We start from the raw sequence: 24,122 nt of genomic DNA on the forward strand, positions 1-24,122 counted from the left end.
GCAGGCACGCCCGGATCCCCAGCCTTCGGTGTGAATGATGAGGTAGTACATCGCGTCGCGGGCACTCGTGTCCATACGTGTCGTGAAAGATCCGGCATCTACGTGCAACTTCTCGTTACTCCTAACTTTCCCCTTGCTAAAGACGGTTGTCAGGGTCGCGCCGTGACCTCCCCGCGCCCCTCTGGGAGGCGTCAAATGTAACGAAATTGCTGAAAGTTTCTGTAAGGCCTTTCATCCCGCTCGCGCCCCTGTTACGTTCCGCTCAAATCCCCCTGAGCAAGGAGTGCGACGCAGATGAGGCGAGTCCTCACGTCCGCGGCGGTGGCCGCGGCGCTCGCTTTGGCGGTCACCGCCTGTGGCGACGGTTCCGGCGACGCCGGATCGTCCCCGGCCAAGAGCGCCGCCCCCGCCGAGGTGTCCGGCACGGTCACCTGGTGGGACACCTCGGACGCCACGACCGAGGGCCCGGTCTTCCAGGAGATCATCAAGGACTTCGAAGCCAAATATCCGAAGATCAAGGTCAACTACGTCAACGTGCCGTTCGCGGACGCGCGGGACAAGTTCAAGACCGCCGCGCAGTCCGGTTCCGGCGCGCCCGACGTCCTGCGCACCGACGTGGGCTGGGTCGCGGAGTTCGCCTCGCTCGGCTACCTCGCGCCGCTCGACGGCACCCCCGCGGTCGACAAGCCCGAGGAGTTCCTGCCCGTCCCGGCCGCCAGCGGCAAGTACAACGGCAAGACGTACGGCGTGCCGCAGGTGACGGACACCCTCGGCCTCCTGTACAACAAGGAACTACTGAAGAAGGCGGGCTACGACGAGCCTCCGGCGACGATGGCCGACCTCAAGAAGGTGGCGCTCGACGTCAAGTCGAAGACCGGAGCGGGCGGCCTCGCCCTGAACGTGGACGCCTACTTCCTGCTTCCGTTCATCTACGGCGAGGGCGGCGACTTCGTCGACGTCCAGAACAAGAAGATCACGATCTCGTCCCCGCAGAGCGTGGCGGGGGTGAAGATCGTCGAGGACCTGATCACGTCCGGCGCCGCCGTCAAGCCCGCGCTGCAGGACAGCTACACGAACGCCGAGACCGCGTTCAAGGACGGCAAGGTCGCGATGATCTTCAACGGCCCGTGGTCGAACGCCGACAACCTCGGTGGCAAGGTGTTCAAGGACAACCCGGACAACTTTGGCGTCGCCCCGGTCCCGGCCGGCTCGGCGAAGGCGGGCTCGCCGCTGGGCGGCCACGACTACACCGTGTACGCGGGCTCGAAGAACCTGGACGCGTCCTACCTGTTCGTCCAGTTCATGGACAGCGCGGAGAGCCAGGCGAAGATCGCCGGCAAGCTCGGCCTGCTGCCGACCCGCCAGCCCGCCTACAGCGCCTCCGAGGCCACGGCCAACCCGAAGATCGCCCAGTGGCAGAAGCCGATGGAGACGGCCGTCGAGCGTCCGTGGATCCCCGAGGCCGCCTCGCTGTTCCAGCCGCTGGTCGAGGGCTACCAGAAGCTCGCCGGCGGGCAGACGACGACCGAGCCCATGCTCAAGGACGTCGCCACCGCCTACCAGGGCATCCTCAAGGGCTGGAGCCTGTAGGACATGACGGCTGACGTCGTCGCGACGAGAAGGGCCGCGCCCCGTTCCGGGGCGCGGCGCCTCCTGTCGCGTCACTGGTACGCCTGGGCGATGATCGCGCCGGTCGTCATCGTGATGCTGGTGCTGGTCGGCTACCCGCTCGTGCGAGGCGTGTACCTGTCGCTCACCGACGCGACCGAGGGCAACATGGGCCGCACGATCGGGATGAACGTCATCCCGTCCACGTACGAGTTCGTGGGCCTGAAGAACTACGCCGACATCCTCACGTCCTCGGAGTTCCTCGGCCGGCTGACCTGGACGGTCGTGTGGACCGTGGTGTGCGTCGCCCTGCACGTGAGCATCGGCCTCGGCCTGGCGATGCTGCTGAACCGGCCCATGCGGCTGCGGTCGCTCTACCGCATCCTGCTCGTCCTGCCCTGGGCCGTGCCGGCCTTCGTGTCCGCCTTCATCTGGCGCTACCTGCTGAACGGCGAGTTCGGCGTGGTCAACGCCATGCTGCGGGCCGCCGGGTTCGCCGGGATCAGCTGGCTGGACGACCCGTTCTGGGCCAAGGTCTCGGTGATCGCCTGCAACGTGTGGCTGGGCGTGCCGTTCATGATGCTCGCGCTGCTCGGCGGCCTGCAGGCCATCCCGCGCGAGTTGCACGAGGCCGCCGAGGTGGACGGCGCCACGCCCTGGCAGCGCTTCCGGCACATCACGCTGCCGGGCCTGCGCCCGGTGTCGAGCACGGTCGTCCTGCTCGGCACGATCTGGACGTTCAACCAGTTCCCGGTCATCTTCCTGCTGACCAAGGGAGGACCGGGCGGAGCCACGGAGATCCTCGTGACGTACGCCTACCGCCAGGCGTTCGAGGGCATCAGGAACTACTCGGGCTCCGCCGCCTGGGGCATGGTGATCCTCGCGCTGCTCGTCGTCATGGCCACGGTCTATCGGCGCGCGCTCAGGCAGCAGGGGGAGGCATGGTGAGCCGGGCCGCTCCCGCCCCCGCCTGGAGCCGCGACAGGCGCAGCCCCGGCAAGTCGATCGCCCTGCACCTCACGCTGATCGCGGCGAGCATCGTGTCGGTGTTCCCGGTCGCGTGGCTGGTGCTGACCTCGCTCAAGCCGCGGACGGTCATCGAGACCGCCTCGGTCGCGCCGATCGACCACCCCACGTTCGCCAACTACACGCAGGTCCTGGGGGAGACCAGGTTCCTGACGTGGGCCGCCAACTCCGTCGTCGTCTCGCTCATCACGGCCGTGCTCGGCGTGCTGCTGTCGGCCACCACCGGCTACGCGGTCAGCCGCTTCCGCTTCCCCGGCTTCCGCTCGGTGATGTGGATGCTGCTGATCACGCAGATGTTCCCCGTGGCGATCCTGATCGTGCCGATCTACAACCTGATGGCCGGGCTCGGGCTGATCAACCAGTTCCCGTCCCTCGTCATCGCCTACCTCACCTCCACCGTGCCGTTCTGCGCGTGGATGATGAAGGGCTACTTCGACACCGTCCCCACCTCGATCGACGAGGCGGGCCGGGTGGACGGCCTGACCCCCTTCGGCACGTTCTGGCGGCTCATCCTGCCGCTGGCCAAGCCCGGCCTGGCCGTGGCCGCGTTCTACTCGTTCATCACCGCCTGGGCGGAGGTCGCGTACGCGACCGCGTTCATGACGGGCGACGACAAGTACACGCTCGCGGTCGGCCTGAGCCAGTTCGTCGGCCAGCACAAGGCGGAGTGGGGCCTGCTGACGGCCTCGTCGGTGCTGATCGCCATCCCGGCGGCCGTCGTCTTCCTGCTCGTCCAGCGCCACCTCGTCACCGGCCTGACGGCCGGCGCGACGAAGGCGTGACCCTATATGAGAATCGGGGGATCCCAATGACCGAACTCGCCGTCCAGCCGTCCGCGGTCGCGACCCGGTGGTGGCGCGACGCGGTGATCTACCAGGTGTACGTCCGCAGCTTCGCGGACGGCAACGGCGACGGGATCGGCGACCTGCTCGGCGTGCGCAGCCGCCTGCGCTACCTGTCCGACCTCGGCGTGGACGCGATCTGGCTGACGCCGTTCTACCCCTCGCCGATGGCCGACTTCGGGTACGACGTGGCCGACTACCGCGACGTCGACCCGATCTTCGGCTCGCTCGCGGACGCCCAGGCGCTGATCGCGGACGCCCACCGGCTAGGCCTGCGGATCATCGTGGACGTGGTGCCCAACCACACCTCCGACCGCCACCCCTGGTTCGAGGCGGCGCTGCGGGCCGGGCCGGGCAGCCCGGAGCGGGAGCGCTACATCTTCCGCGAGGGCAAGGGCGCGGCGGGCGAGCTTCCGCCCAACGACTGGGAGTCGATCTTCGGCGGGCCCGCCTGGACCCGCGTCGCGGACGGCCAGTGGTACCTGCACCTGTTCGCGCCCGAGCAGCCGGACCTCAACTGGGAGCATCCGGAGGTGCACCAGGAGTTCGCCGACGTGCTGCGGTTCTGGCTCGACCTCGGCGTGGACGGCTTCCGCATCGACGTGGCGCACGGCATGGTCAAGGCGCCCGGCCTGCCCGACGTGGGCGCCCGGGGCCAGGCCGAGATGATCGGCGCGCAGGTCGTGCCGTTCTTCGACCAGGACGGCGTGCACGAGATCCACCGGGCCTGGCGCCGCATCCTCGACTCCTACGAGGGCGAGCGGATCGGCGTGGCCGAGGCGTGGGCGCCCTCGCCCGAGCGGCTGGCCAACTACGTCCGGCCGGACGAGCTGCACCAGGCGTTCAACTTCCACTTCCTCAAGACGCCCTGGGACGCGACGCGCTTCCGCGAGGTCATCGACGAGTCGGTGCGCACGTCGGCGCTCGTGGGCGCGCCCCCGACCTGGGTGCTGTCGAACCACGACGTCAAGCGGCACGTCACCCGCTACGGCGGCGGCGAGCGCGGCCTGCGCAGGGCGCGGGCGGCGGCGCTGCTCATGCTGGCTCTGCCCGGCTCGGCCTACGTCTACCAGGGCGAGGAGCTGGGACTGCCCGAGGTGCTCGACCTGCCCGAGCAGTACCTGCAGGATCCGCAGCGGCTGCGCGACCCCGACAGCGGGCGCGACGGCTGCCGGGTGCCGCTCCCGTGGACCGCCGCGGGCGAGCCGCCGTACGGCTTCACACCGCCGGGCATCTACGAGAGCTGGCTGCCGATGCCGGCCGACTGGCGCGACCTGTCGGTGGAGGCCCAACTGCGGGACGGCGCGTCGATGCTCAGCCTCTACCGGACCGCCCTCGCCCTCAGGCGCGAGCACCCGGATCTGGGCGACGGCACGCTGACCTGGATCGACAGCCCGGCCGGCACGCTGGCGTTCCGGCGCGGGGACTCGTTCGCCTGCGTGCTCAACATGACGCCGGAGTGGGTGGAGATCGAGCCGGGCCAGGGGTACGGCGACCTGCTGCTGGCCAGCGGAGGACCGGAGGCCGCCGGTGACGTCGTCCGGCTCGCTCCCGACTCCGCCACCTGGTGGACCGCGAGAGATGTCTAAAGTAATGCTCATGAACAACACACGGCTCGCCGACATCGCCGCCCAGGCCGGAGTCAGCGAGGCGACGGTGAGCCGTGTGCTCAACGGCAAGGCGGGGGTCTCCCCGGCCACCCGCCAGGCCGTGCTCACCGCCCTCGACCTGATGGGCTACGAGCGGCCGCAGCGGCTGCGCCAGCGCAGCAACGGCCTGATCGGCCTGGTGATCCCGGAGCTCGGCAACCCGATCTTCCCGGCGTTCGCGCAGGCGATGGAGAAGTCGCTGATCCAGCACGGCTACACGCCGATCCTGTGCACGCAGGAGCCCGGCGGCGCCCCCGAGGACGAGTTCACCGAGATGCTCCTCGACCGGGGGCTGCCGATCGTGCTCGTCGACGGCTACAACGAGGGCATTCCCGCGCCGTTCATCTCGCCCGACGACCGGCTCGCCGCGCGCCTGGCCGTGCAGCATCTGGTGGACCTCGGGCACGAGCGCATCGGCCTCGCGCTGGGGCAGCGGCGCTTCGTCCCGGTCATCCGCAAGATCGAGGGCTTCCGCCAGGCGATGGCGCAGCTGCTCGGCCCGGCCGACGTCGACGACCTCATCCAGCACTCGCTGTTCTCCGTCGAGGGCGGGCAGGCGCCGCCGCGGCGCTGCTCGACCGCGGCTGCACCGGGATCTTCTGCGCGAGCGACCTCATGGCGCTCGGCGCGATCCGCGCCGCCCGCGAGCGCGGGCTGTCGGTGCCGGGGGACGTGTCGGTCGTCGGGTTCGACGACTCGCCGCTGATGGCGTTCACCGACCCGCCGCTGACGACCGTGCGCAAGCCGATCGGCGCGATGGCGGCCGCCGCCGTCGAGACCCTGCTGGAGGAGATCGGCGGCACCCCGGCCAAGCACGTCGAGCTGATCTACCAGCCCGAGCTCGTGGTGCGCGGCTCCACCAGCTCGGGCCCGCTCGTCAACCGCTGAGCCCTGCCGTCAGCCCCGCCGCCCGCCGCCGCGGGAAGCGCGGGCGCGGTCGCGCGTACCCGCGAGGCCGGTCCCGGCATGCCCGCACCGGCCTGATCGCCCTGAGCCCCGTTCCGGCGGATGCGCGAGGTCACCGCGCCGGATTCCCCTGACGTCCTCTGGAGCGTTGCGAATGACCGATCACCCCCTTGACGTCCTGGTCGTCGGCGGCGCCGGCGTCGACACGACCGTCTACGTGCCCGAACTGCCCCTGCCGTACGCCGACACCTACGCCGTGCCGCCCGTCGTGGACAGGATCGGGAACACCGGCGCGGGGGTCGCGCTCGGCTGCCACGCCCTCGGCCTGCGCGTGAAGTTCGTCGACCTGATCGGCGACGACCCGCAGGGCGCGCTGATCCGCGACCACCTCGCCGCCCGCGGCGTGGACTTCGCCCACGCCCTGTCGGAGGCGGGCACCCGCCGCAGCGTCCTGCTCGTGGACTCGGACGGCAGGCGTCTTTCGCTCTTCGACCCCAGGGTCGTCCCCGGCCAGCGGATGCCCCGCGACCTCTACCTGCCGGCCCTGCGTTCGGCCCGGCACGTCCACGTCTCGATCGTGGATTTCGCCCGGCACGTGTACGCCGACATCCCGGACGGCACGACGGTCTCGACCGACCTGCACGACTGGGACGGCGAGAACCCGCACCACGAGGACTTCGCCTACTCCTCCGACGTGGTCTTCCTGTCCGCGGCCAAGCTCGGCGGGCGGCGCGAGGAGGTCATGCGGGCGATCGCGCAGCGGGGCCGCGCGTCGGTGGTCGTGTGCACGGCCGGGGCCGAGGGCTGCCACGTGCTGGCCGAAGGAAAGGTCCGCGGCTTCCCGGCCGAACCGCCGCCCGGCCCCGTGGCCGACAGCAACGGCGCCGGCGACGCGTTCGTGTCCGGTTTCCTGTACGGCCGCCTGGCCGGCCGGCCCCTGGAGGAGTGCGTACGGCTGGGCGCCGTGGCCGGGGCGCACGCGTGCACCTCGGAGGGCACTCACGAGAACCCGATCGGCCTGGACGCCCTGCTGGGCGCGGTGTCGTGATACTGGGCGCCGTGTCGTGAGGCGACGCCGGGCCCGCCACCGCAGGTGAGCGGTCGCGGGCCCGGCACCCATGGACGTGCCCGGGTCGCGGACACGAGCATGGCCACCGGCTCCGCCGAGGGAGGAAGGACGGACCGGCGAGCTGGAAAACTCAGGAGGTGCTCAAGGGCACTTGCGGGGCGGGAGCGCTCAGGGGCACAGCGCCGCCGGCGCTCATGGACACAGCGCGGCGGCCTCGGACGCGAGCTTCTCGATCCTGGCGAAGTCGCCCGCCGCCACCAGGCTGCGCGGCGTGAGCCAGCTTCCGCCGACGCAGCCGACGTTCGGCAGGGCGAGATAGGCCGGGGCGTTCGACGGGGTGATCCCGCCCGTGGGGCAGAACCGCACGTCGGGCAGCGGGCCGTTCAGCGACTTGAGGTAGGCGACGCCGCCGGCCGGCTCGGCCGGGAAGAACTTCAGCTCGCGCACGCCGCGCTCGGCCAGCGTCATCGCCTCGGTGGCCGTGGCGACGCCCGGCAGGAACGGCACGCCCGCGGCGAGCATGGCCGCGAGCAGGCCGGGCGTGGTGCCGGGGGAGACGAGGAAGCGGGCGCCGGCCCCGGTCGCGGCCTCCACGTCCTCGGGCGAGCGCACGGTGCCCGCGCCGATCACGGCCTCCGGCACCTCGGCGGCGATCCGCCGGATCGCGTCGAGGGCGGCCGGGGTGCGCAGCGTGACCTCGATGACCGGCAGCCCGCCCGCCACCAGAGCCCGGGCGAGGGGGACGGCGCTCTCGGCGTCGTCGAGGACGACCACCGGGACGACCGGCGCGAGGTCGAGAAGGTTGCTCATACAAACTCCACATCGGGGTTTCGTTGGGCGAGCCAGGCGGCCGCACCCGTCAGCGCGGGTTGCTCGGCGATGATCAGAACGGTGGCGATCGCGGCGGCGTACTCCGTCAGCGCCGGCGCGGTCGTCTCGAACCGGGCCCGGAACGCGCTGCCGGGGATCCGCGAGACCAGGCGGGGCAGCACGCCGCCGCCCAGGTAGACCCCGCCCCGCGCGCCCAGGGTGAGCGCCACGGCGCCGGCGAAGCCGCCGAGCAGGGCGAGGAAGACCTCCACGGTCTCGGCGCACAGCGGGTCGTCCGAGGAGGTGATCTGCGCCGCCGTGCGGGCCTCTGGCGTGACGCCGCGCACGAGCGCGAGCCCACGGTGCAGGCGCGGCAGCCCGGTGCCCGACAGCAGGTGCTCGGCGTCCACGTACGGCAGGCCGTCCGCGCGCAGCGCCCTGACGATCTCCATCTCCAGGTCCGTGACGGCGGGGACCGCCACGTGCCCGCCCTCGCCGGGCACCGGCTGCCAGCCCTCCCGTACGGGGACAAGACCGGCCACGCCGAGCCCGGTGCCGGGTCCGAGAACGGCCTTCGTCAGGCCGGCGGTCGGCGGCGGGCCGCCGAGCGGCACGAGGTCGTCCCCCGCCAGATGCGGCAGCGAGATCGCCAGCGCCTCGAAGTCGTTGAGCAGCACCGTACGCGGGATGCCGAGCTCCTCCACGGATCCCGACCATCCCGCGTTCGTCAGCCGGTACCGGTCTCTGTCGACCGGACCGGCGATCGCCAGGCACGCGGCCCCCGGCCGAACTCCGCCCGCATGGTCTGCGAGATAGGCGGCTACGGCATCGGCAAGGCCGAGATGCTGGGAAACGTCGAGTACGGCTACCGCCTCCGGCTGCCCTCCGGGCCGGGTCACCAAACCGAACCTGGCGTTGGTTCCGCCGATGTCCGCGACCAGCCAGGGAAGGCTCACGCGGCACCTCCGAAGACGCTCGCCCCGCGCTCGGCCGGGCCGACCGAGCGGCGGAAGGAGGCGAACAGCTCACGGCCGGTGCCGGCCCACTGCTCGTCGGTCAGCGGCGCGCCCTGCGGCGTGCGCCCGGTGAGGTCGGCGAGCACGGTGAGGGTCCCGGCGGCCGAGTCGAGGCGGATCACGTCGCCGTCCCGCAGCAGCGCGATCGGCCCGCCGTCGGCGGCCTCGGGAGACAGGTGGATCGCCGCGGGGACCTTCCCCGAGGCGCCGGACATGCGGCCGTCGGTGACGATGGCCACCTTCTGGCCGCGGTCGAGCAGGACGGCCAGCGGCGGCGTGAGCTTGTGCAGCTCCGGCATGCCGTTGGCCCGGGGGCCCTGGTAGCGGACCACCGCGACGAAGTCCTGCCCGTCGAGCTCGCCCCGCTCGAACGCGGCGAGCAGGTCGAGCTGGTCGTCGAACACCTTGGCGGGGGCCTCGATCACCAGGTGCTCGGGCTTGACGGCGGAGACCTTGCTCACCGCCCGGCCCAGGTTGCCCGACAGCATGTGGATGCCCCCGTCGGGGGAGAACGGCTCGGCGACCGGCCGCAGGACCTCGGTGTCGGCGCTGGGCTCGGTCCGCTCCTCCCAGGCCAGCCCGCCCTCCTTGAGAGCGGGGGCGGACCGGTAGAGGCCGAGGCCGCGCCCGGCGACCGTGAGCACGTCCTCGTGGAGCAGCCCGGCGTCCAGCAGGTCGCCGATGAACACCGCCATGCCGCCCGCGGCCTGGAAGTGGTTCACGTCCGCCTGGCCGTTGGGGTACATGCGGGTGATCAGCGGCACGACCTTGGACAGGGCCGCCATGTCGTCCCAGGTCAGCTCGATGCCGGCGGCCGCCGCCATGGCGACCAGGTGCATCGTGTGGTTGGTGGAGCCGCCGGAGGCGAGCAGCGCGACGACCGCGTTGACGATCGCCTTCTCGTCCACGACCTCGGCGACGGGGGTGTACTCCTCGCCGTGCGGGGTGATCTCGACCGCCCGCCGCGCCGCCGCCGCGGTCAGCGCGTGCCGCAGCTCGGTGTGCGGGTTGACGAACGTCGCCCCCGGCAGGTGGAGGCCCATGACCTCCATGAGGAGCTGGTTGGAGTTGGCGGTGCCGTAGAACGTGCAGGTGCCGGGGGAGTGGTAGGACGCCGCCTCGGCGTCGAGCATCTCCAGGCGGCCGATCTTGCCCTCGGCGAAGGCCTGCCGCGCCCTGGCCTTGACCTTGTTCGGCAGGCCGGAGGTCATCGGCCCGGCGGGGACGAATATCGCCGGTAGGTGCCCGAAGCGTAAGGCGCCGATGAGCAGTCCCGGAACGATCTTGTCGCAGACCCCGAGCAGCAGGGCCGCGTCGAACATGTCGTGCGACAGCGCGATCGCGGTCGCCATCGCGATCACGTCGCGGCTGTAGAGCGACAACTCCATGCCCGCCCGGCCCTGGGTGATGCCGTCGCACATCGCGGGCACGCCGCCCGCCACCTGCGCCACGCCGCCCGCCTCCCGGACCGCCCGCTTCAGCTCCGGCGGGTAGGTCTCGTACGGCTGGTGCGCCGACAGCATGTCGTTGTACGACGTCACGATGGCCACGCCGGGCTTCGCCGTACCGCGCAGGTCGAGCTTGTCCTCGGCAGGCGCGGCGGCGAAGCCGTGGGCCAGGTTGGCGCAGCCGAGCCGCCCCCGGGCCGGCCCCCGCTCACGCAGCTCGGCCCCGGCACGGCGCACCCGCTCCAGGTAGGCCCTGCGGCTTTCCCGGCTGCGCGCGGCCACGCGCTCGGTGACCTCGGTGATAACGGGGTTCGTCACGGAAGGTCCTCCTCCTGCCGGGGCCGCCGCGAGGCGGGGTCCAACTCGCCCCGGGACCTTCGTCCCGGGACGTGCGCCCGGCGGCACGTCCGGCCCCCGATCCGTTGATCGGGCACCAGGTGTCGATCAGGCACGGATGGGACAGTATCGGGAAGTTATGCAACTTTTCAAGCCCACTTATGTAACTCGAAATGAATAAGTCATTGAACTTCGGTGAGCTTCTGTGCTTCACTTACGCTCGATGTCACGTTTAGCCACCACCGGCGAGGTCCTCCAGCTCATCCGGAGCGGGGAGGCGGTGACGCGCGCCGACATCGGCCGCGTGACGGGCCTGTCCCGCCCGGCCGTCGCGCACCGCGTCGCCGACCTGCTCCAGCGCGGGCTGATCGTGGAGGACGCCGAGGGGCCGTCCACCGGGGGCCGCCCGCCCGTACGGCTGCGTTTCGCCGCCTCCGGGGGAGTCGTCCCGGTGGCCTCGCTCGGCGCCCGCCGCACCCAGATCGCGCTGTGCGACCTCGCGGGCGAGGTGCTGCAGCGCACCGACCTGGACATCGACGTCGAGGAGGGGCCGGGCGTCGTCCTGCCCCTGCTCATGGACACGTGGGAGAAGCTGCTCGACGGACGGGACGACGTCGTCGGCATCGGGCTGGGCGTGCCGGCGACCGTGGAGTTCGCCGCCGGACGGGTCGAGAGCGCCCGCGTGATGGCGAGCTGGACCGGCGTGGTGATCCCGCCGATCATCGCCGAGCGGTTCCGCGTGCCGGTGCTCGTGGACAACGACGTGAACGTCATCGCGATGGGCGAGCACCGGGTCGTCTACGCCTCCGAACTCGACGACCTGCTGTTCGTGAAGGTCTCCACCCGCATCGGCGCGGGCGTGATCTCCGGCGGCGGCATCCTGCGCGGCGCGCTCGGCGCGGCCGGGGAGATCGGGCACATCCCCGTGCGGGACGGCGGGGGCGTGCTGTGCCGCTGCGGGAACCTCGACTGCGTCGACTCGGTCGCCAGCGGCACCGCGATCCTGCGCGACCTGAGGGCCAAGGGCCGCGACGTGATGTCGCTCGCCGACGTGACCGCCCTGGTCCGGGCCGGCGACGCGGAGACCATGGCCGTGGTGCGGCAGGCCGGCCGCTGGCTCGGCGAGGTCATCTCGGGCGCGGTCAACCTGCTCAACCCCGCCGTCGTGGTCCTCGGCGGCGACGTCGCCGAGATGTTCCAGCCGCTGGTGTCCGGCGTGCGCGAGGTCGTCTACCGCCGCTCCACCCAGCTCGCCACCCGCAGCCTGCGCATCGAGCGCAGCCGCCTCGGGCCCGGCGCGGGCATCACCGGCTGCGCCCTCATGGTCCTCGACCACGTCCTGTCGGCCCAGGCCGTCGACGCCGCCGCCCGCTGAAGTCCGCCCCCGCGGGGGCGCAGCGGCGTCGCCGGACACGCCTCCGGGGGCGCGGCGGTGCACGGCGCGGTCAGGGGCGGAGAGGCGCCAGGTCGACGTGCCCTAGGCGTCCGGGATCACTGATCAGCTCGATCACGGCGATCTTGCCGTGGTCGAAGGTGAAACCGAGTGCTCCGATGAGGCGTCCTTGCGGGACGATCGCGAGACCCACGGTCCCGTCCACCAGCGCGGGCCGTACGAACCTGGCGGCGCGCGAGTAGGTGAGCGCGTGGGCGCCCACGGCCCGCGCACCCCGCACCAGCTCTGCGCCGCCGTCGCGGAGGAGGACATCGGGATCGAGTACGGCGAGGAGCCCGTCGAAGTCACCGTGCCGCAGCGCTGAGAGGAAGGCCTGGACGACCTGCCGCTGGCGGATGATGTCCACCTGCCGGGGCGGGGTCGCGCCCACGACCCGTCTGCGGGCGCGGCTGGTGAGCTGACGGGTGGCGGCCGGGGACCTTTCGAGGATGGCGGCGATCTCGTCGAAGGGCACGGCGAAGACGTCGTGCAGGACGAAGGCGAGCCGCTCGGCGGGGGCGAGGCTGTCGAGCACGACCATCAGCGCGGGACCGATCGAGTCGGCCAGCAGGGCTTCGGCTTCGGGATCGCCGGCGTCATGGCCTCCGGCGGAGGGCTCGGCAGTGGTGTCAGTGAGGGGCTCCTCGCGGCGATTCCGGCGGGCGCGCAGCATCTTGAGGCACTCCCGGGCGACGACGGTGGTCAGCCATCCGGCGAGGTTGGCCACCTCGGCGGTGTCGGCGCCGCTGAGACGCAGCCATGCGTTCTGCACCGCGTCGTCCGCTTCCGTGTGCGAGCCCAGCATCCGGTAGGCGACCGCCCGCAGATGGGGCCGCTGCTCCTCGAAGAGCACTGCCAGCCCGGCCTCGTCCATCGGTCACATCCTTCCGCCGTCGGGGTTCATGGCGATGAACCCGGAGCCCGCTCGGATGTGACAAGGAGCATCTCATGGAACCGACCTCGGGCAGCACCAGGCGCAGCGCGCACGTGCGAGCGGCCGGCTACTGGATGGCCACCGCAGCGGTAACGGCCGAACTGGCGGTCGGCGGCATCTGGGACATCGCGCGGATCCCGCAGGTCCGCGACCTGGTGACACATCTGGGCTATCCGCCCTACTTCCTGGTGCTGCTGGGGACCTGGAAGGTGCTGGGCGCGATCGCCCTGCTCGTCCCGCGTCGCGCGCTGGTCAAGGAATGGGCCTACGCGGGCGCCTTCTACACCTACACCGGGGCTGTCTTCTCCCACCTGACCACCGGGTACGCCCTCGGCGAGGTGTGGGTGCTCGCCATCCTGACCGCACTGACCGCGCTGTCCTGGGCGCTGAGGCCCCCCAGCCGCCGTACGCGCCGCCTCGCCGTGCGGTGACGGCCGGCGCGACGTGAGCGGATCGAACACCGAGCACCGGAGCGCTCCAGGCCGACGGGGAACGGATATGTCGGGCGGTGGCACTAGGCTCTTGCCGATCTTCCATGGCCCCCCAGGAGTCCTTCGTGCGTGAACGTGTCCGCCGCCTGATCGAGTCGCGGCGGTTCCAGCAGGCGATCACCGTGGTGATCCTCTTCAATGCGGCCACGCTGGGCGTCGAGACCTCCGCCGAGGCGGTCGCCCGTTACGGCACGGAACTGCACGTCGCCGACCACGTCGCCCTGTACGTCTTCGTGGCGGAGATTCTCGCCAAGATCTACGTCTACGGGTGGCGGTTCCTCCGCGACGCCTGGAACGTCTTCGACCTGCTGATCATCGGCTTCTCGTTCCTGCCCACCGCGGGCGGCCTGTCGGTGCTGCGAGCCCTGCGCGTCCTGCGGGCGCTGCGGCTGATCTCGGTGGTGCCGTCGCTGCGCCGGGTGGTCTCCGCGCTGCTCACCGCCATTCCCGGGATGACCTCGATCGTCGTCCTGCTCGGCCTCGTCCTGTACGTCGCCGCCGTCATGGGCACCAAGCTGTACGGCGCCGCCGCGCCCGAGTACTTCGGCGACCTGCCCACCTCGCTGTACACGCTGTTCCAGGTCATGACGGGGGACGGCTGGTCGGATATCAACCGCGAGTTGATGGAGAGCCATCCCTCGTCGTGGATCTACTTCGTCGTGTTCGTGCTGGTCTGCACGTTCGTCGTGCTGAACCTCTTCATCGCGGTCGTGGTGAGCGCGATGGAGGAGGAGGCGAGGGACGACCGCTCGACGCTCGCCGAGCTGTCGGCCCTGCGCGAGGAGATCAGGGGGCTGCGCGAGAGCCTGGGCGAACGGGTGCCCTCCTGACGTCAGGAACCTGATCGCCCATGATCGTCGCTTGCTAGACTCCGCCGCATGCGGCTTCCGACGGACGCTGAGATCCGCGCACTGCACGCGAGACACGCGCCCACGGAGGAGGCGTTCGAGCTCGTGCACACCCACTGCGAGATCGTCTGCGCGATCGCCCTGCGACTGGCCGACCGTGCCGGACTCGACGTCGACGCCGAGTTGGTGCGGGCCGGAAGCCTGCTGCACGACATCGGGGTCTACCTGCTCTACGACGAGGACGGACGGCTCGACCACGCCGGTTACGTGCGCCACGGAATCCTCGGCCACGAACTGCTCCGCGGGGAGGGCTTACCCGAGATCCTGTGCCGGTTCTGCTCTCACCACACGGGTGTGGGGATCAGCCGGGAGGACGTGCTGCGACAGGGCCTGCCGCTGCCTCCCCGCGACTATCTCGCGGAGTCGGCCGAGGAAGAGCTCGTGATGTTCGCGGACAAGTTCCACAGCAAGACCGACCCGCCGAGATTCGTCACCGCCGGCGCGTACGCGGCACACGTCCGCCGGTACGGCGAGGACAAGGCCGAGACGTTCGCGTCGATGTGCGCCGCCTTCGGCGTCCCCGACCTGCGGCCGCTCGCCACCGCGTACGGGCACGAGATCATGTGACCGGCGAGCGGCGTGAGCCGCGAGGGCTACGGCGTCAGCACGATTCTGCCGAACACCTCGCCGGCGTCCATCTTCCGGTGCGCCGACACGGCCTGCTCCAACGGCAGCACCTCGTGCACCACCGTGCGCAGCGCGCCGCGACCCGCGGCGGCGAACTGCTCGATCCGCACGGCACGCCGAGCGGGTCCGGCCACCGTGTCGGCGCTGAAGGTGGCGAACGACATCGACTTCCGGAACGCCGCCATCATCGTCGTGCCGAAGTCCGCCGGCGGCTGGCCTCCGACCGCGCCGACGGCCACCAGGCGGCCGTTGGGGTTGAGCTTGTCGAAGAAGGACGGCATGTCCGGGCCGGCGACGACGTCGATGATGACGTCGTAGCCCGTGGGAGCCTCCTCGCCTCCCTCGCCGGAGCGGTCCAGCACGTGGGTCGCGCCGAGCGTGCGCAGGCGCTCGCCGCGCTCGGCCGACGACGTCGTGACCGCCACCGCGCCGGCACCGCCACGAGCCGCGAGCTGGACCGTCATGATCCCGATGCTGCCGGCCGCGCCGCGCACCAGCACCGACTCGCCGGGAGCGAAGTGGGCATGGGAAAGGCCGAAGTGGGCCACCACACCGGAGTTCCCGAGCGTCACCGCGTGGACGGCGGACAGGTTCGCGGGGAGAGGAAGGATCTCCTCGACCGGAGCGATCGCCTGTTCGACGTAGCCGCCGCCCACGCCGGTGAACGCCCACACCCGCTGCCCGATCCATGAGGTGTCGACGTCGTCGCCGACGGCGGTCACGGTGCCCGCCACCTCGCTGCCGGGGATGTGCCCTTCCGCGAAACCGTAGGCGGCCAGAGCACCGCTCCGGATCACGGCGTCCACGCCGCCGACGCCGATCGCCTCGGTGGCGATCAGCACCTGTCCGGCGGCGGGAGCCGGGGCGGGGAGGTCGATGACCGCCAAACCTTCGGGACTTCCGAACGCCTGGATCACCACTGCTTTCAAGGTCGTCTCCACATTCCTGGATCGATCGGCACTGCCTCGGGACCGTAACGGACACCACCGTCCGTTTGGCTAAAGTGAGAGCGGTGACCGGTCGTTTGCCTCACAACCTGCGTTCCGACGCCCTGGACAACCGTGAGCGCATCCTCGACGCGGCTCGCGCGCTGTTCGCCGCCGAGGGTCTGGACGTCTCGATGCGGGAGATCGCCCGGCACGCCGGAGTCGGTCCCGCCACCCTGTATCGCCGTTTCCCGACCAAGCAGGTGCTGGTCACCGAGGCCTTCACGGACGAGATGCGCGCGTGCCACGCCATCGTCGACGAGGGGCGTGCCGACCCGGATCCGTGGCGCGGTTTCTGCCTCGTGATCGAGAAGATCTGCGAACTGCACGCACGCAACCGAGGCTTCACCGAAGCCTTCATGTCGGCCCACCCCAAGGAGGTGGATCTCGCGGCGAGCCGTGAGCAGACGCTGAACGCGATCGCCGAACTCGCCCGCCGGGCCAGGAAGACGGGTCACCTACGCGCCGACTTCGTCCTCGACGACCTGATCCTCATGCTCACGGCCCACAGGGGCATCCGCGCCACATCGGCGGCCGCCCGGGTCGCGGCGTCCCGGCGCTTCGCCGCGCTCGTGATCCAGGCGTTCCAAGCCTTCCCGGAGCGCTCACCGCTACCGGAGGGGGCGCGGCCGGCATCCTGAAGGCGGCCCCTGGCTAGGTCCTCGCCAGCAGCCGGTCGATCTGGGCCTCCAGCGGGGGCGCGCCGAGGCGGTTGTCGACCTCGTCGTACGGCACGGCGGGCGGTTCGTCGACGCGGATGGCGCGCAGGTATTCGGCGAACCTCTCCAGCTTCTGCCCGTCCCTGGCGAGGCCCCGGTGGATCAGCCGCTCACGCAGTGTGGGGCCGTCGGAGCGGATCCAGACCAGACGCACCTCGGGCCCGCCCAGCGCGTCCACCCACGCGTGCCAGAGCGCCGCGTCGTGCACCTGGGAGGTGAAGGGCCCGCCGAGCATCACCGGGCAGCCGTGGGAGCGGATCTCCCTGGCCGTCGCCGTCATGCCGGCGTACTCGTGCCGCTTGACGTGCTCGTCGTACCACGGCCCCTCACGCTCGCCCGGCGGCCTGCCGTACGCGGCGAGCGTGGCCTCGACGAAGCCGCCGTACATCGTGTCCTTGTCCAGCAGGGCGGGCACGGGGTCGAGGCGGGCCAGCAGCAGGTCGCAGACGGTCGACTTGCCCGCGCCCGGCGGACCGGACACCACCCAGAGGGGAGCGGTCATCGCGGCGGGCCGTAGGGCTCGATGGGCGGATCGGAGTAGGGCCCGCCGTCCGCCGTCCCCGCGCCCGAGTCGCCGACGCGCCGCCCGGCTTCCTCCGTCACCCGCAGGACGTACAGGTTCCTGCCGGGATCGACCGGCACCAGGCCGTACGCGGTGTCGACCTCGTCCTCGGCGAGGCCGAGCCGCCGCATCGCGTCCTCCAGCGTCGCGGGCGCGGTGAGCCGCACGGTGATGAGCACCTCGGCCACCGGCCCCGCCTCCCCCTGCTGGACGTCCGCGGCGCTGTGCTTTCAGGCCGCTTTCGCGGCGCTGCGCTTTCAGGCCGCCTTCGCGGCTCGGCGGCGCAGCGCGGCGATGATGCCGGCGGCGTCCACCACGCCGTACCCGTAGTCGTGGTCATACCCTACGGCACTGCGATCATCGGCCGTCCGGCGGAGCAGGGTCCGGAGCTGGGCCGGCGGCAGCACCGTCGAGGGCCAGCGGGAGCGGACGGCGGCGACCAGCCCGGCCGCGACGGGACAGGCCGCCGAGGTGCCCGAGTCGGGCTCGCCGTCACCGAGCGCGCCCGAGCCGGCGAAGTGCGTGTAGGCGCAGACGTCCGGCTTGCGCGCGGCCAGCCGCCCGGGGCCCTGCGAGGAGTAGCCCACCCGCGTGCCCGTCGTGTCGATCCCGCCGATCGACAGCGCGCGGGGATGGGAGTTGGCCCCGACGATGGGCCGGTCGGGGTAGGCGCACCTGCTGTCGCGGCACTGCGTCCCGCAGTTGCCCGCGGCGAACAGGATGTCCGCCCCCGCCTCGGCCAGGCTGCCGACGATCAGGTTGAACGGATGGGCCGGGTTGTCGGAGTAGTTGCCGGGGTGCCCGGGCGGGAAGTCCCAGCGCGGGGAGAACGACCCCCAGCTGTTGGTCACCACGAGCGCCCGCGACTCGGCCGGCTGCGCGTCGAGGACCTCGCGCAGGTGGGCGTACGCGGCGATCGCGTCGGACAGCAGGCCGTCGAGCGTCGAGCCGCCCTGCCGCCGCGACAGCAGCACGGGCACGTCCACGAGCGAGGCCTTGGGCGCGGCGATCAGCGCGTCGAAGGCGCACATCGTGCCGTGGTCCACCGGGAAGTCCCCCGGGGTTCCGGAGACGCTCTGGGGGTTCCAGCTCCGTTCGTGATCCACTGTCACGTCGTGGCCGCGGGCGGACTTGACGTACGCCGCGTTGATGCCGGTGTCGATGACCGCGAGGGGGACGCCGGAGCCGTCCAGCCCCTCGGCCGTCAGGTCGGGCACGCGCAGCAGGCGTTCGACGTCGTGCCAGTCGCCGACGGCGGGATCGCCCCCGCAGGTCAGCGTGGTCTCGATCGCCGGGTCGGCGTACACCGCGACCACGTCGCGGCGGGCCGCGGGCAGGAGGGCGACCCTGCTGGTGACCTCGTCGTCGGCGATCTCCCCGCGGACCACGACCGAGGCATCCTGAGGCGCCATGGAGAAGACCAGCGGCTGGTTGAGCGACAGCGGGTCCCCGCCGGGGGACGCGGGCATCGGCCGGGGCACGGCCACGGGGGCGTACGAGTGGTCGAGGACGACCCCGGGCAGGCCGTCGGCCACGTCCGACGCCATCGACGGGACCGACGGGTCGGCGACGGCGGCGACCAGGTCGGGGGACGGACGCAACTGGATGAGTACGCGCACGACGAGTCCACTCCGTTACTAGGCGGATCGTGACTGGGTGGATACGTTACGTGACAACCTTGCTGCATCCGGATGGCGGCGTCCACGCCTTCGCGGAAAAACCCTCCGGTGTCGCCAGGTCAGAAGCCAGTCCTCGCTCAGAAGTCCGGGCTCAGAAGCCGCACAGCTCCGACAGGCTCTTGGCCGCCTTGTCGTTGGTCGTGGGCGTCTTGCGGGGGCTCGCCCCGGCGACGACCGGCGTACGGGAGACGGACGGGCTCGGCGACGCGGACGGGGACGGGCCGGAGGGGGTGGCGGACGCGCCGACCCGGCGGACGTCATCGGCGAGGCGGTGGCCGCGACGATGTTCCGGTCGGACATCGACTCCCGGATCGCGTCCCTGGTCAGCTGCCTGATCTTGGCCCAGTCAGGGTTGCCCGTGTAGATGAGCGGCGGCACGAACTGGAGGCTCGTGATCTTGGCGCTCCGCACCTTCATACCGAGCGGGACGAGGTGCTCGAGCAGGTCGCGGGGGATGTCGGTGCGGAACATGTGCCGGGCCGCCGCGGCGATCTTGGTGAAGTTCGCGAGCACCGTGGCCGGGGTGACCTGCTGCGCGAGCGCGCCGATGACGCAGCGCTGGCGGGCCATGCGGGAGAAGTCGTCGCTGTCCACCCGGGAGCGGCCGTACCAGAGCACCTCCTCGCCGTTGAGCGTCCGGTAACCGGCCTTGATGGTCCCGGCGGTGCCGAACTTCCCGCCCCACTTGACGTCCTGCTCGACCCGGATCTTGAGCCCGCCGACCGCGTCGATCAGGGCCGCGAAGCCATACATGTCGACCATCGCGTAGTAGTCGATGTGCAGGCCAAGGGTGTAGCCGATGGCGTCCTTCAGTGCCTGCGCGCCCCTGTTCTTGCCACCCATGACCTGCGGGTTGTTGTCGGCGTAGTACCAGACGGAGTTGAGCAGGCCCTGCCCCTCGGCGTTGAAGCCGTTGGGGAACACCTTGTGCAGGGGGCTGGTCGGGGGGAAGCGGACGTACTGGAGGTTCCGCGGCAGACTGAACAGGACGGTGTTGCCGGTGGCGATGTTCACGCTGGCCACGGTCATCGAGTCGGTGCGCACCCCGACCCGGTTGCCCGCCGCGTCGCCGCCGATCAGCAGGAAGTTCACCCGCGTGCGGCCGTTCCACGGGTTCTCCGCGTGCACGGGCACAGGGGTCGAGCCCTCCACCGGAGCCGTGACGTCGTCGAGTAACTGGCTGGCCGTCCTGATCGTGTTCGCGGTGAAGGCGAACGGGGCCATGACGGCCACGCACAGCACGCCCGCCACGATGCCGGACACCACCTGCCCGGTCTGCGGCAGGCGCTGCGGGCGCAGAGCGACGAACGACAGGAGCACGAGCGCGAACCAGGCGAGCGCGCACGCGGCGGCGCCGGCCATGACGGCGGTCATCGTGCTGCCGCGCAGCACGACCCCCGCGTTGTCCTTCAGACGCAGGACCAGGACCACCAGGGTGACCAGCACGACGCCGAACGTCGCCAGCAGCGCGATCCCGGTGCGGCGGTTGCCCGCCCGCAGGTGGGCCGCCCCGGGCAGGACGGCCGACAGCGCCGTCCAGCCGATCAGGGAGGCGGTGGTCAGCGGAGGACCGAAACGCGGCCCTTTGGGACGCGCGGCCGATGTGGGCGGCGGGCTCGTCGTGGGTTCCCTGTCGTTCCCACTCCCACCACGCTGACCTGCGACTCCGCCGCGCTGAGCCGCGTCCCCGCTGCGCTGACCAGTGCCGCCCCTGGGCTGGCTTGTGTCCCCGCCGCGCTGACCGGTGTTCCCGCTGGGCTGACCTGCGTCTCCACTGGTCTGGCCTGCGTCTCCGCTGCGCTGATCTGGCCGCCGACCTTCCCCGGGCCCCCCGGCCTCGTCAGCGGGACCCCCGCCTCGCATGGTTCACCGCTCTCTCCTCCGAAGCTGTGGCTAGGGATTCTAACCCCCATATCCGGACAAGGTAGACGTAAATCAGAGGGCCGATCACGACACGGAACTGGAGCCGACGACCCAGGTGTTGCACTGGTAGGCCATCGGGCGGGTGTACCCCTGGCGGAACCAGGCGGCGTTGCTGCGCGTGTTCCCGTGGTCGCGCGGCCCTCCCGGCTGGTCGCCCAGGTGGCTGTACGCCCACAGGAGCGTGTTGCGCCGGGTGGCGTCGATCGGATACGAGGCGGCGACCGACCGCATGAACATGCCGCCGAAACACGTCGCCTGCAGTTCGTGCCGGCGGCTGAGGGCCATCTTGCCGCTGCGTGAGCCGGAGTCGAGCGTCTGCCGCCACCAGGAGTCGGAGATGCCCGACAGGTTCTGGATGTGGTGGCCGTACTCGTGGGCCATCATGCTGATGATGATCCCGTTCCACGATCCGAGCGGGCCGTACTCCCTCGCCATGGCCGAGGTGGAGGCGTAGATCGTGGCGTTGCTCGGGCAGTAGTAGGGCACGTTGCTGCCGGGGGAGGGATAGTCGCCGCACGCGCCCCTGCCCTTGCGGGCCGCGATCATGTACTTCGGCGGGCTCCAGTCGATCCCGACCCGCTCCAGCGCCGGCGCCCACGCCTTGCCCATGCAGGCGCCGGTCTTGAGGATCAGCGCCTTGAACTGGGCGTGGTTGTAGATGCTGGCGTTCCCGGCCCGGCAGTTCGTCTTCGCCAGCGACCCGGCCCGATAGACGCTGTTGTTCTTCGTCGTGCGGTTGAGCACCGGAGTCGGCCGCGTCGTGGGCTGCGACGTCGGCTTCGAGGTGGGCTTCCGGGTCGGTTCGGTGTCCCTGGTGGCTTCGTCGGAGGGGAACGGCGAGAAGGTGAAGGTCGGAATCGCGACCGGCGAGACCGACTCGTCGCGGTGCGACAGGCCGGCCAGCGCGCTCACGACCACGACGAGCACGAAGACCAGCGCCAGCACGCCCATGAGCGCGCCGACGACCGCCCCCGCGCCGGACTTGCGGCGGGGCGGGCGCCAGGCGGGCGGCGGATAGGGGGCGGCAGGCCCGCGCGGGGGAGGCGGAGGCTGCGGCGCCCACCCCGGCCCCTGCGGCGGCGGCGTCTGTGGTGGTGCCTGCGGCGGCGGCACCTGGAAGGGCGTCCCCTGGGCCGGTGCCGGCTGGGGTGCCGCCTGTGGCGGCGAGTGCGGCGGTGCCTGGGGTGGCGCCGCCTGGAACGGCATGCCCTGCGATGGGGCCGCCGTGTTCCCCGGCGATGCCGGGAAGCCCTGCGGGTACGCGAGCCCGCCCGGCGCGTACGCCTGGCCTCCCGGGTAGCCGGCGCCCCGTTCGGCGGCCCGTACGCAGTGCCGGGAGGCGGGCCCGCCGGAGCGGCGGGGGACGGCGGGGGCGCGTAGGACTGCGCGTAGGGCTCCGCGTGAGAGGGGGACTGCGCGTTCGGCCACGCCGGCGCCTGCGGCTGCGGCCCGGCACCGCCCTGGAACTGCCCACCACCCTGGAACTGCGCATCCTGGAATTGGCCACCGGGCGGATAGGGCGTCCCGCCCGGGTATGGGCCGTTCGGCTGGTAGGCACCGCCCTGCGGCACGCCGGGAACCGCGCCGTACGGCGCGCCGGAAGGGTGGGGACCGCCCTGCGGCGAGGCGTTCGCCGGCTGGGCCGGGCCGTGGGCGTTCTGCGGGTACGCGGCCGGGCCCTGGGGGTGTCCACCTGGCGGATAGGGGCCGCCGTAATACTGGCCTCCCGGCGCCTGGGGACCGTTGGAACCGTTTTGTGGCTGTGGCGGCGGGTAGGGAGCCCCGCCGGGCCCCGGCTGCCACGCGCCGCCCTCAGGTCCGCCCCACCCCGGCGGACCGTACGGCCCAGGCGCCGCGCCAGGAGACCGCGGTGCGTCCGGTGAGCCGGGCACAGCCTCCGGTTGCGGTGAATACGGCGGCCCGGAATAGGGAGAACTCTCCCCCGGTGGCTCCTGGGGAGGGTACTGCTGCGCCACGACATTGCCCCCTTTGTGGATTTGGGGCAAAAGAATACTGTTTTCTCATCCATCACGGATGTAGCAGATGCCGGGCACGATGTGTAATCGACCGACGTGATCTCTGCGATGTTCCGGAATCGCCGGGCTCGTCTGCCCTAGCGTTTTTCGCATGAATCTGCAGCAGCTCCGTTACGTGGTCGCCACTGCGGAGCACCGCACCATGACCGATGCCGCCAGATCGCTCTATATCGCGCAGCCCGCTCTGTCCCGCGCGATACGCGATCTGGAACGTGAACTCGGAATGACGCTTTTCGCGCGCTCGGGCCGCGGGGTCGTCGTGACGGCCCAGGGACGCCGGGTCGTGAAGCTGGCCCGCGAGGCCCTCGACGCGGTGGCCGAGATCGAGGCCCTCGCGACGCAGGGCAACTCCTCCGGCGCCGAACTGCGGATCGCGTCCACGCCGAGCCTGGAGCCCGGCCTCGCCGGGCGCCTGCTGCCCGCCTACGCCGCCGAGCATCCGGGGATCCGGGTGCACATCGTGCGGTGCGAGGGCCGGGAGGGAGTGGTCAGCGCGGTCCGCGAGCAGCGCGCCGATCTCGGGCTGACCGACCTCCCGGTGCCCACCGACCTGGTGAGCCACCCGCTCGAACGCCAGGAGATCGTGCTGATCTCCCCGCCCGGCCTCGACCTGCCCGACCCCGTCCCCGTGGCCCGGCTCGACCGCATGCGGCTGGTGCTGCCCGCCCCCGGCAGCCCCCGCCGCAGGGAGTTCGACCAGATCTTCGCCACGCACGGCGTCCGCCCGATCCCGGCCGTCGAGTCCGACGAGCGCCGGGGCTGGCTGCGGACCGTACGGGAGGGGCGGGCCTCGCTGCTGTGGTATCGGGGCATGGCCGAGCAGGCGGCCAGGGCCGGCCTGGTGGTCCGCTCGCTCGATCCCTCGCTCCGGAAGATCATCGCGGTCGTGCACGCCCGGCGGCGGCTGCCCGCGATGGCGCAGGATTTCGTGGCCCTGGCCGAGGGCGGCTCCGCGGCATGAATCGCATGCGTGTCGTTTGGATCGTTCCACTGCCTCGTCCATCTGGCGCGGGACCTGTCCCGTGCCATCGACGGCGATCCATACCAGCAGGACCGGCGGCGGGCGGGTGAAGCTCCCGGCTCCCGGCCGTCCCGGTCGAAGGGAGGCGGGCGAG

Annotated in this window: 23 protein-coding genes and 1 pseudogene; 14 read left to right on the forward strand and 10 right to left on the reverse strand. The window is 71.6% G+C overall.

The window, feature by feature from the left end; translation table 11 throughout:
* Positions 1-294: 294 nt before the first annotated feature.
* From B1L11_RS11940 to B1L11_RS11965, 7 genes and pseudogenes are all read left to right on the forward strand, one after another.
* A complete protein-coding gene (locus tag B1L11_RS11940) occupies positions 295-1,590 on the forward strand; it encodes an extracellular solute-binding protein (protein WP_079314530.1) in 1,296 nt (431 codons plus the stop codon).
* Positions 1,591-1,593: 3 nt separating this feature from the next.
* A complete protein-coding gene (locus B1L11_RS11945; protein ID WP_079314531.1) occupies positions 1,594-2,556 on the forward strand; it encodes a carbohydrate ABC transporter permease in 963 nt (320 codons plus the stop codon).
* Positions 2,550-3,416, forward strand: a complete 867-nt coding sequence (locus tag B1L11_RS11950) for a sugar ABC transporter permease (RefSeq protein ID WP_079314532.1) — start codon at positions 2,550-2,552, stop codon at positions 3,414-3,416. Before B1L11_RS11945 ends, B1L11_RS11950 begins: the two co-directional genes overlap by 7 nt.
* A gap of 26 nt (positions 3,417-3,442) precedes the next feature.
* Entirely contained in the window at positions 3,443-5,065 is a 1,623-nt protein-coding gene (locus B1L11_RS11955) for a glycoside hydrolase family 13 protein (RefSeq protein ID WP_079314533.1), read from the forward strand.
* A 10-nt stretch (positions 5,066-5,075) separates the two neighbouring features.
* Positions 5,076-5,159, forward strand: a pseudogene (locus B1L11_RS50465) (LacI family DNA-binding transcriptional regulator); the annotation flags it as partial.
* Between the two features lie 194 nt (positions 5,160-5,353).
* Entirely contained in the window at positions 5,354-6,013 is a 660-nt protein-coding gene (locus B1L11_RS11960; RefSeq protein ID WP_256862458.1) for a substrate-binding domain-containing protein, read from the forward strand.
* 172 nt (positions 6,014-6,185) lie between these two features.
* The gene (locus tag B1L11_RS11965) at positions 6,186-7,079 is read left to right on the forward strand and encodes a carbohydrate kinase family protein (protein WP_079314534.1); all 894 of its coding nucleotides are present in this window, start codon (positions 6,186-6,188) and stop codon (positions 7,077-7,079) included.
* A gap of 213 nt (positions 7,080-7,292) precedes the next feature.
* Here B1L11_RS11965 and eda read toward each other — a convergent pair whose 3' ends face one another.
* Genes eda through edd form a run of 3 tightly spaced genes read right to left on the reverse strand, consistent with a single transcriptional unit; the run spans position 7,293 to position 10,692 of the window.
* Complete coding sequence (gene eda / locus B1L11_RS11970) at positions 7,293-7,910, reverse strand: bifunctional 4-hydroxy-2-oxoglutarate aldolase/2-dehydro-3-deoxy-phosphogluconate aldolase (protein ID WP_079314535.1); 618 nt, start codon at positions 7,908-7,910, stop codon at positions 7,293-7,295.
* A complete protein-coding gene (locus tag B1L11_RS11975; RefSeq protein ID WP_079314536.1) occupies positions 7,907-8,866 on the reverse strand; it encodes a glucokinase in 960 nt (319 codons plus the stop codon). The genes eda and B1L11_RS11975 overlap by 4 nt, the downstream gene beginning before the upstream one ends.
* Positions 8,863-10,692, reverse strand: a complete 1,830-nt coding sequence (edd, locus tag B1L11_RS11980) for a phosphogluconate dehydratase (protein WP_079314537.1) — start codon at positions 10,690-10,692, stop codon at positions 8,863-8,865. The genes B1L11_RS11975 and edd overlap by 4 nt, the downstream gene beginning before the upstream one ends.
* Before the next feature lie 241 nt (positions 10,693-10,933).
* Between edd and B1L11_RS11985 the strand changes: the two genes are divergently transcribed.
* The gene (locus B1L11_RS11985; RefSeq protein ID WP_079314538.1) at positions 10,934-12,085 is read left to right on the forward strand and encodes an ROK family transcriptional regulator; all 1,152 of its coding nucleotides are present in this window, start codon (positions 10,934-10,936) and stop codon (positions 12,083-12,085) included.
* A gap of 70 nt (positions 12,086-12,155) precedes the next feature.
* Here the strand turns inward: B1L11_RS11985 and B1L11_RS11990 are convergent, their stop codons facing one another.
* On the reverse strand, positions 12,156-13,016 hold the full coding sequence (locus B1L11_RS11990; RefSeq protein ID WP_079314539.1) for a sigma-70 family RNA polymerase sigma factor: 861 nt from the start codon (positions 13,014-13,016) through the stop codon (positions 12,156-12,158).
* Positions 13,017-13,090: 74 nt separating this feature from the next.
* On the opposite strand from B1L11_RS11990, the gene B1L11_RS11995 reads away from it, so the two are divergent.
* From B1L11_RS11995 to B1L11_RS12005, 3 genes are all read left to right on the forward strand, one after another.
* Positions 13,091-13,507 (forward strand): DoxX family protein, encoded by a 417-nt coding sequence (locus tag B1L11_RS11995; protein WP_079314540.1) that lies wholly within the window; start codon positions 13,091-13,093, stop codon positions 13,505-13,507.
* Between the two features lie 125 nt (positions 13,508-13,632).
* Positions 13,633-14,397, forward strand: a complete 765-nt coding sequence (locus tag B1L11_RS12000) for an ion transporter (RefSeq protein ID WP_079314560.1) — start codon at positions 13,633-13,635, stop codon at positions 14,395-14,397.
* A 48-nt stretch (positions 14,398-14,445) separates the two neighbouring features.
* Positions 14,446-15,042 (forward strand): HD domain-containing protein, encoded by a 597-nt coding sequence (locus tag B1L11_RS12005; RefSeq protein WP_079314541.1) that lies wholly within the window; start codon positions 14,446-14,448, stop codon positions 15,040-15,042.
* Positions 15,043-15,068: 26 nt separating this feature from the next.
* On the opposite strand, the gene B1L11_RS12010 is transcribed toward B1L11_RS12005, so the two are convergent.
* The gene (locus tag B1L11_RS12010) at positions 15,069-16,022 is read right to left on the reverse strand and encodes a zinc-dependent alcohol dehydrogenase family protein (protein WP_143737205.1); all 954 of its coding nucleotides are present in this window, start codon (positions 16,020-16,022) and stop codon (positions 15,069-15,071) included.
* Between the two features lie 92 nt (positions 16,023-16,114).
* Here B1L11_RS12010 and B1L11_RS12015 point away from each other — a divergent pair, with 92 nt between their 5' ends.
* The gene (locus B1L11_RS12015) at positions 16,115-16,729 is read left to right on the forward strand and encodes a TetR/AcrR family transcriptional regulator (RefSeq protein ID WP_179155099.1); all 615 of its coding nucleotides are present in this window, start codon (positions 16,115-16,117) and stop codon (positions 16,727-16,729) included.
* 13 nt (positions 16,730-16,742) lie between these two features.
* Here the strand turns inward: B1L11_RS12015 and B1L11_RS12020 are convergent, their stop codons facing one another.
* The 4 genes from B1L11_RS12020 to B1L11_RS12035 all read right to left on the reverse strand — a co-directional run bounded on the left by B1L11_RS12020 (position 16,743) and on the right by B1L11_RS12035 (position 20,494).
* Positions 16,743-17,309 carry an AAA family ATPase gene (locus tag B1L11_RS12020; RefSeq protein WP_079314544.1) on the reverse strand — a complete coding sequence of 189 codons (567 nt, stop codon included), beginning with the start codon at positions 17,307-17,309 and terminating at the stop codon, positions 16,743-16,745.
* The gene (locus B1L11_RS12025) at positions 17,306-17,557 is read right to left on the reverse strand and encodes a hypothetical protein (protein WP_256862447.1); all 252 of its coding nucleotides are present in this window, start codon (positions 17,555-17,557) and stop codon (positions 17,306-17,308) included. Before B1L11_RS12025 ends, B1L11_RS12020 begins: the two co-directional genes overlap by 4 nt.
* A gap of 69 nt (positions 17,558-17,626) precedes the next feature.
* Positions 17,627-18,988, reverse strand: a complete 1,362-nt coding sequence (locus tag B1L11_RS12030) for a S8 family serine peptidase (protein ID WP_079314545.1) — start codon at positions 18,986-18,988, stop codon at positions 17,627-17,629.
* Between the two features lie 18 nt (positions 18,989-19,006).
* Positions 19,007-20,494 carry an LCP family protein gene (locus B1L11_RS12035; RefSeq protein WP_256862448.1) on the reverse strand — a complete coding sequence of 496 codons (1,488 nt, stop codon included), beginning with the start codon at positions 20,492-20,494 and terminating at the stop codon, positions 19,007-19,009.
* Here B1L11_RS12035 and B1L11_RS50470 point away from each other — a divergent pair.
* Complete coding sequence (locus B1L11_RS50470; RefSeq protein ID WP_256862449.1) at positions 20,484-20,705, forward strand: hypothetical protein; 222 nt, start codon at positions 20,484-20,486, stop codon at positions 20,703-20,705. The genes B1L11_RS12035 and B1L11_RS50470 overlap by 11 nt on opposite strands.
* 290 nt (positions 20,706-20,995) lie before the next feature.
* On the opposite strand, the gene B1L11_RS12040 is transcribed toward B1L11_RS50470, so the two are convergent.
* Positions 20,996-22,399 carry a neutral zinc metallopeptidase gene (locus B1L11_RS12040; RefSeq protein ID WP_256862450.1) on the reverse strand — a complete coding sequence of 468 codons (1,404 nt, stop codon included), beginning with the start codon at positions 22,397-22,399 and terminating at the stop codon, positions 20,996-20,998.
* 699 nt (positions 22,400-23,098) lie between these two features.
* Between B1L11_RS12040 and B1L11_RS12045 the strand changes: the two genes are divergently transcribed.
* Complete coding sequence (locus B1L11_RS12045; protein WP_079314547.1) at positions 23,099-23,968, forward strand: LysR family transcriptional regulator; 870 nt, start codon at positions 23,099-23,101, stop codon at positions 23,966-23,968.
* The last annotated feature ends 154 nt before the right edge of the window (positions 23,969-24,122 follow it).

The sequence above is a fragment of the Microbispora sp. GKU 823 genome (assembly GCF_002027145.1).
GTDB classification, from domain to species: domain Bacteria; phylum Actinomycetota; class Actinomycetes; order Streptosporangiales; family Streptosporangiaceae; genus Microbispora; species Microbispora siamensis.

Bases quoted from the DNA above. Each gene is read 5' to 3' on its own strand.
- B1L11_RS12005 (WP_079314541.1), top strand. From the start codon at position 14,446: ATGCGGCTTCCGACGGACGCTGAGATCCGCGCACTGCACGCGAGACAC.
- B1L11_RS11955 (WP_079314533.1), top strand. From the start codon at position 3,443: ATGACCGAACTCGCCGTCCAGCCGTCCGCGGTCGCGACCCGGTGGTGG.
- B1L11_RS12020 (WP_079314544.1), bottom strand. From the start codon at position 17,309: ATGACCGCTCCCCTCTGGGTGGTGTCCGGTCCGCCGGGCGCGGGCAAG.
- B1L11_RS11995 (WP_079314540.1), top strand. From the start codon at position 13,091: ATGGAACCGACCTCGGGCAGCACCAGGCGCAGCGCGCACGTGCGAGCG.
- B1L11_RS11965 (WP_079314534.1), top strand. From the start codon at position 6,186: ATGACCGATCACCCCCTTGACGTCCTGGTCGTCGGCGGCGCCGGCGTC.
- eda (WP_079314535.1), bottom strand. From the start codon at position 7,910: ATGAGCAACCTTCTCGACCTCGCGCCGGTCGTCCCGGTGGTCGTCCTC.
- B1L11_RS11950 (WP_079314532.1), top strand. From the start codon at position 2,550: ATGGTGAGCCGGGCCGCTCCCGCCCCCGCCTGGAGCCGCGACAGGCGC.
- B1L11_RS11990 (WP_079314539.1), bottom strand. From the start codon at position 13,016: ATGGACGAGGCCGGGCTGGCAGTGCTCTTCGAGGAGCAGCGGCCCCAT.
- B1L11_RS11945 (WP_079314531.1), top strand. From the start codon at position 1,594: ATGACGGCTGACGTCGTCGCGACGAGAAGGGCCGCGCCCCGTTCCGGG.
- B1L11_RS11940 (WP_079314530.1), top strand. From the start codon at position 295: ATGAGGCGAGTCCTCACGTCCGCGGCGGTGGCCGCGGCGCTCGCTTTG.
- B1L11_RS12045 (WP_079314547.1), top strand. From the start codon at position 23,099: ATGAATCTGCAGCAGCTCCGTTACGTGGTCGCCACTGCGGAGCACCGC.
- B1L11_RS11985 (WP_079314538.1), top strand. From the start codon at position 10,934: ATGTCACGTTTAGCCACCACCGGCGAGGTCCTCCAGCTCATCCGGAGC.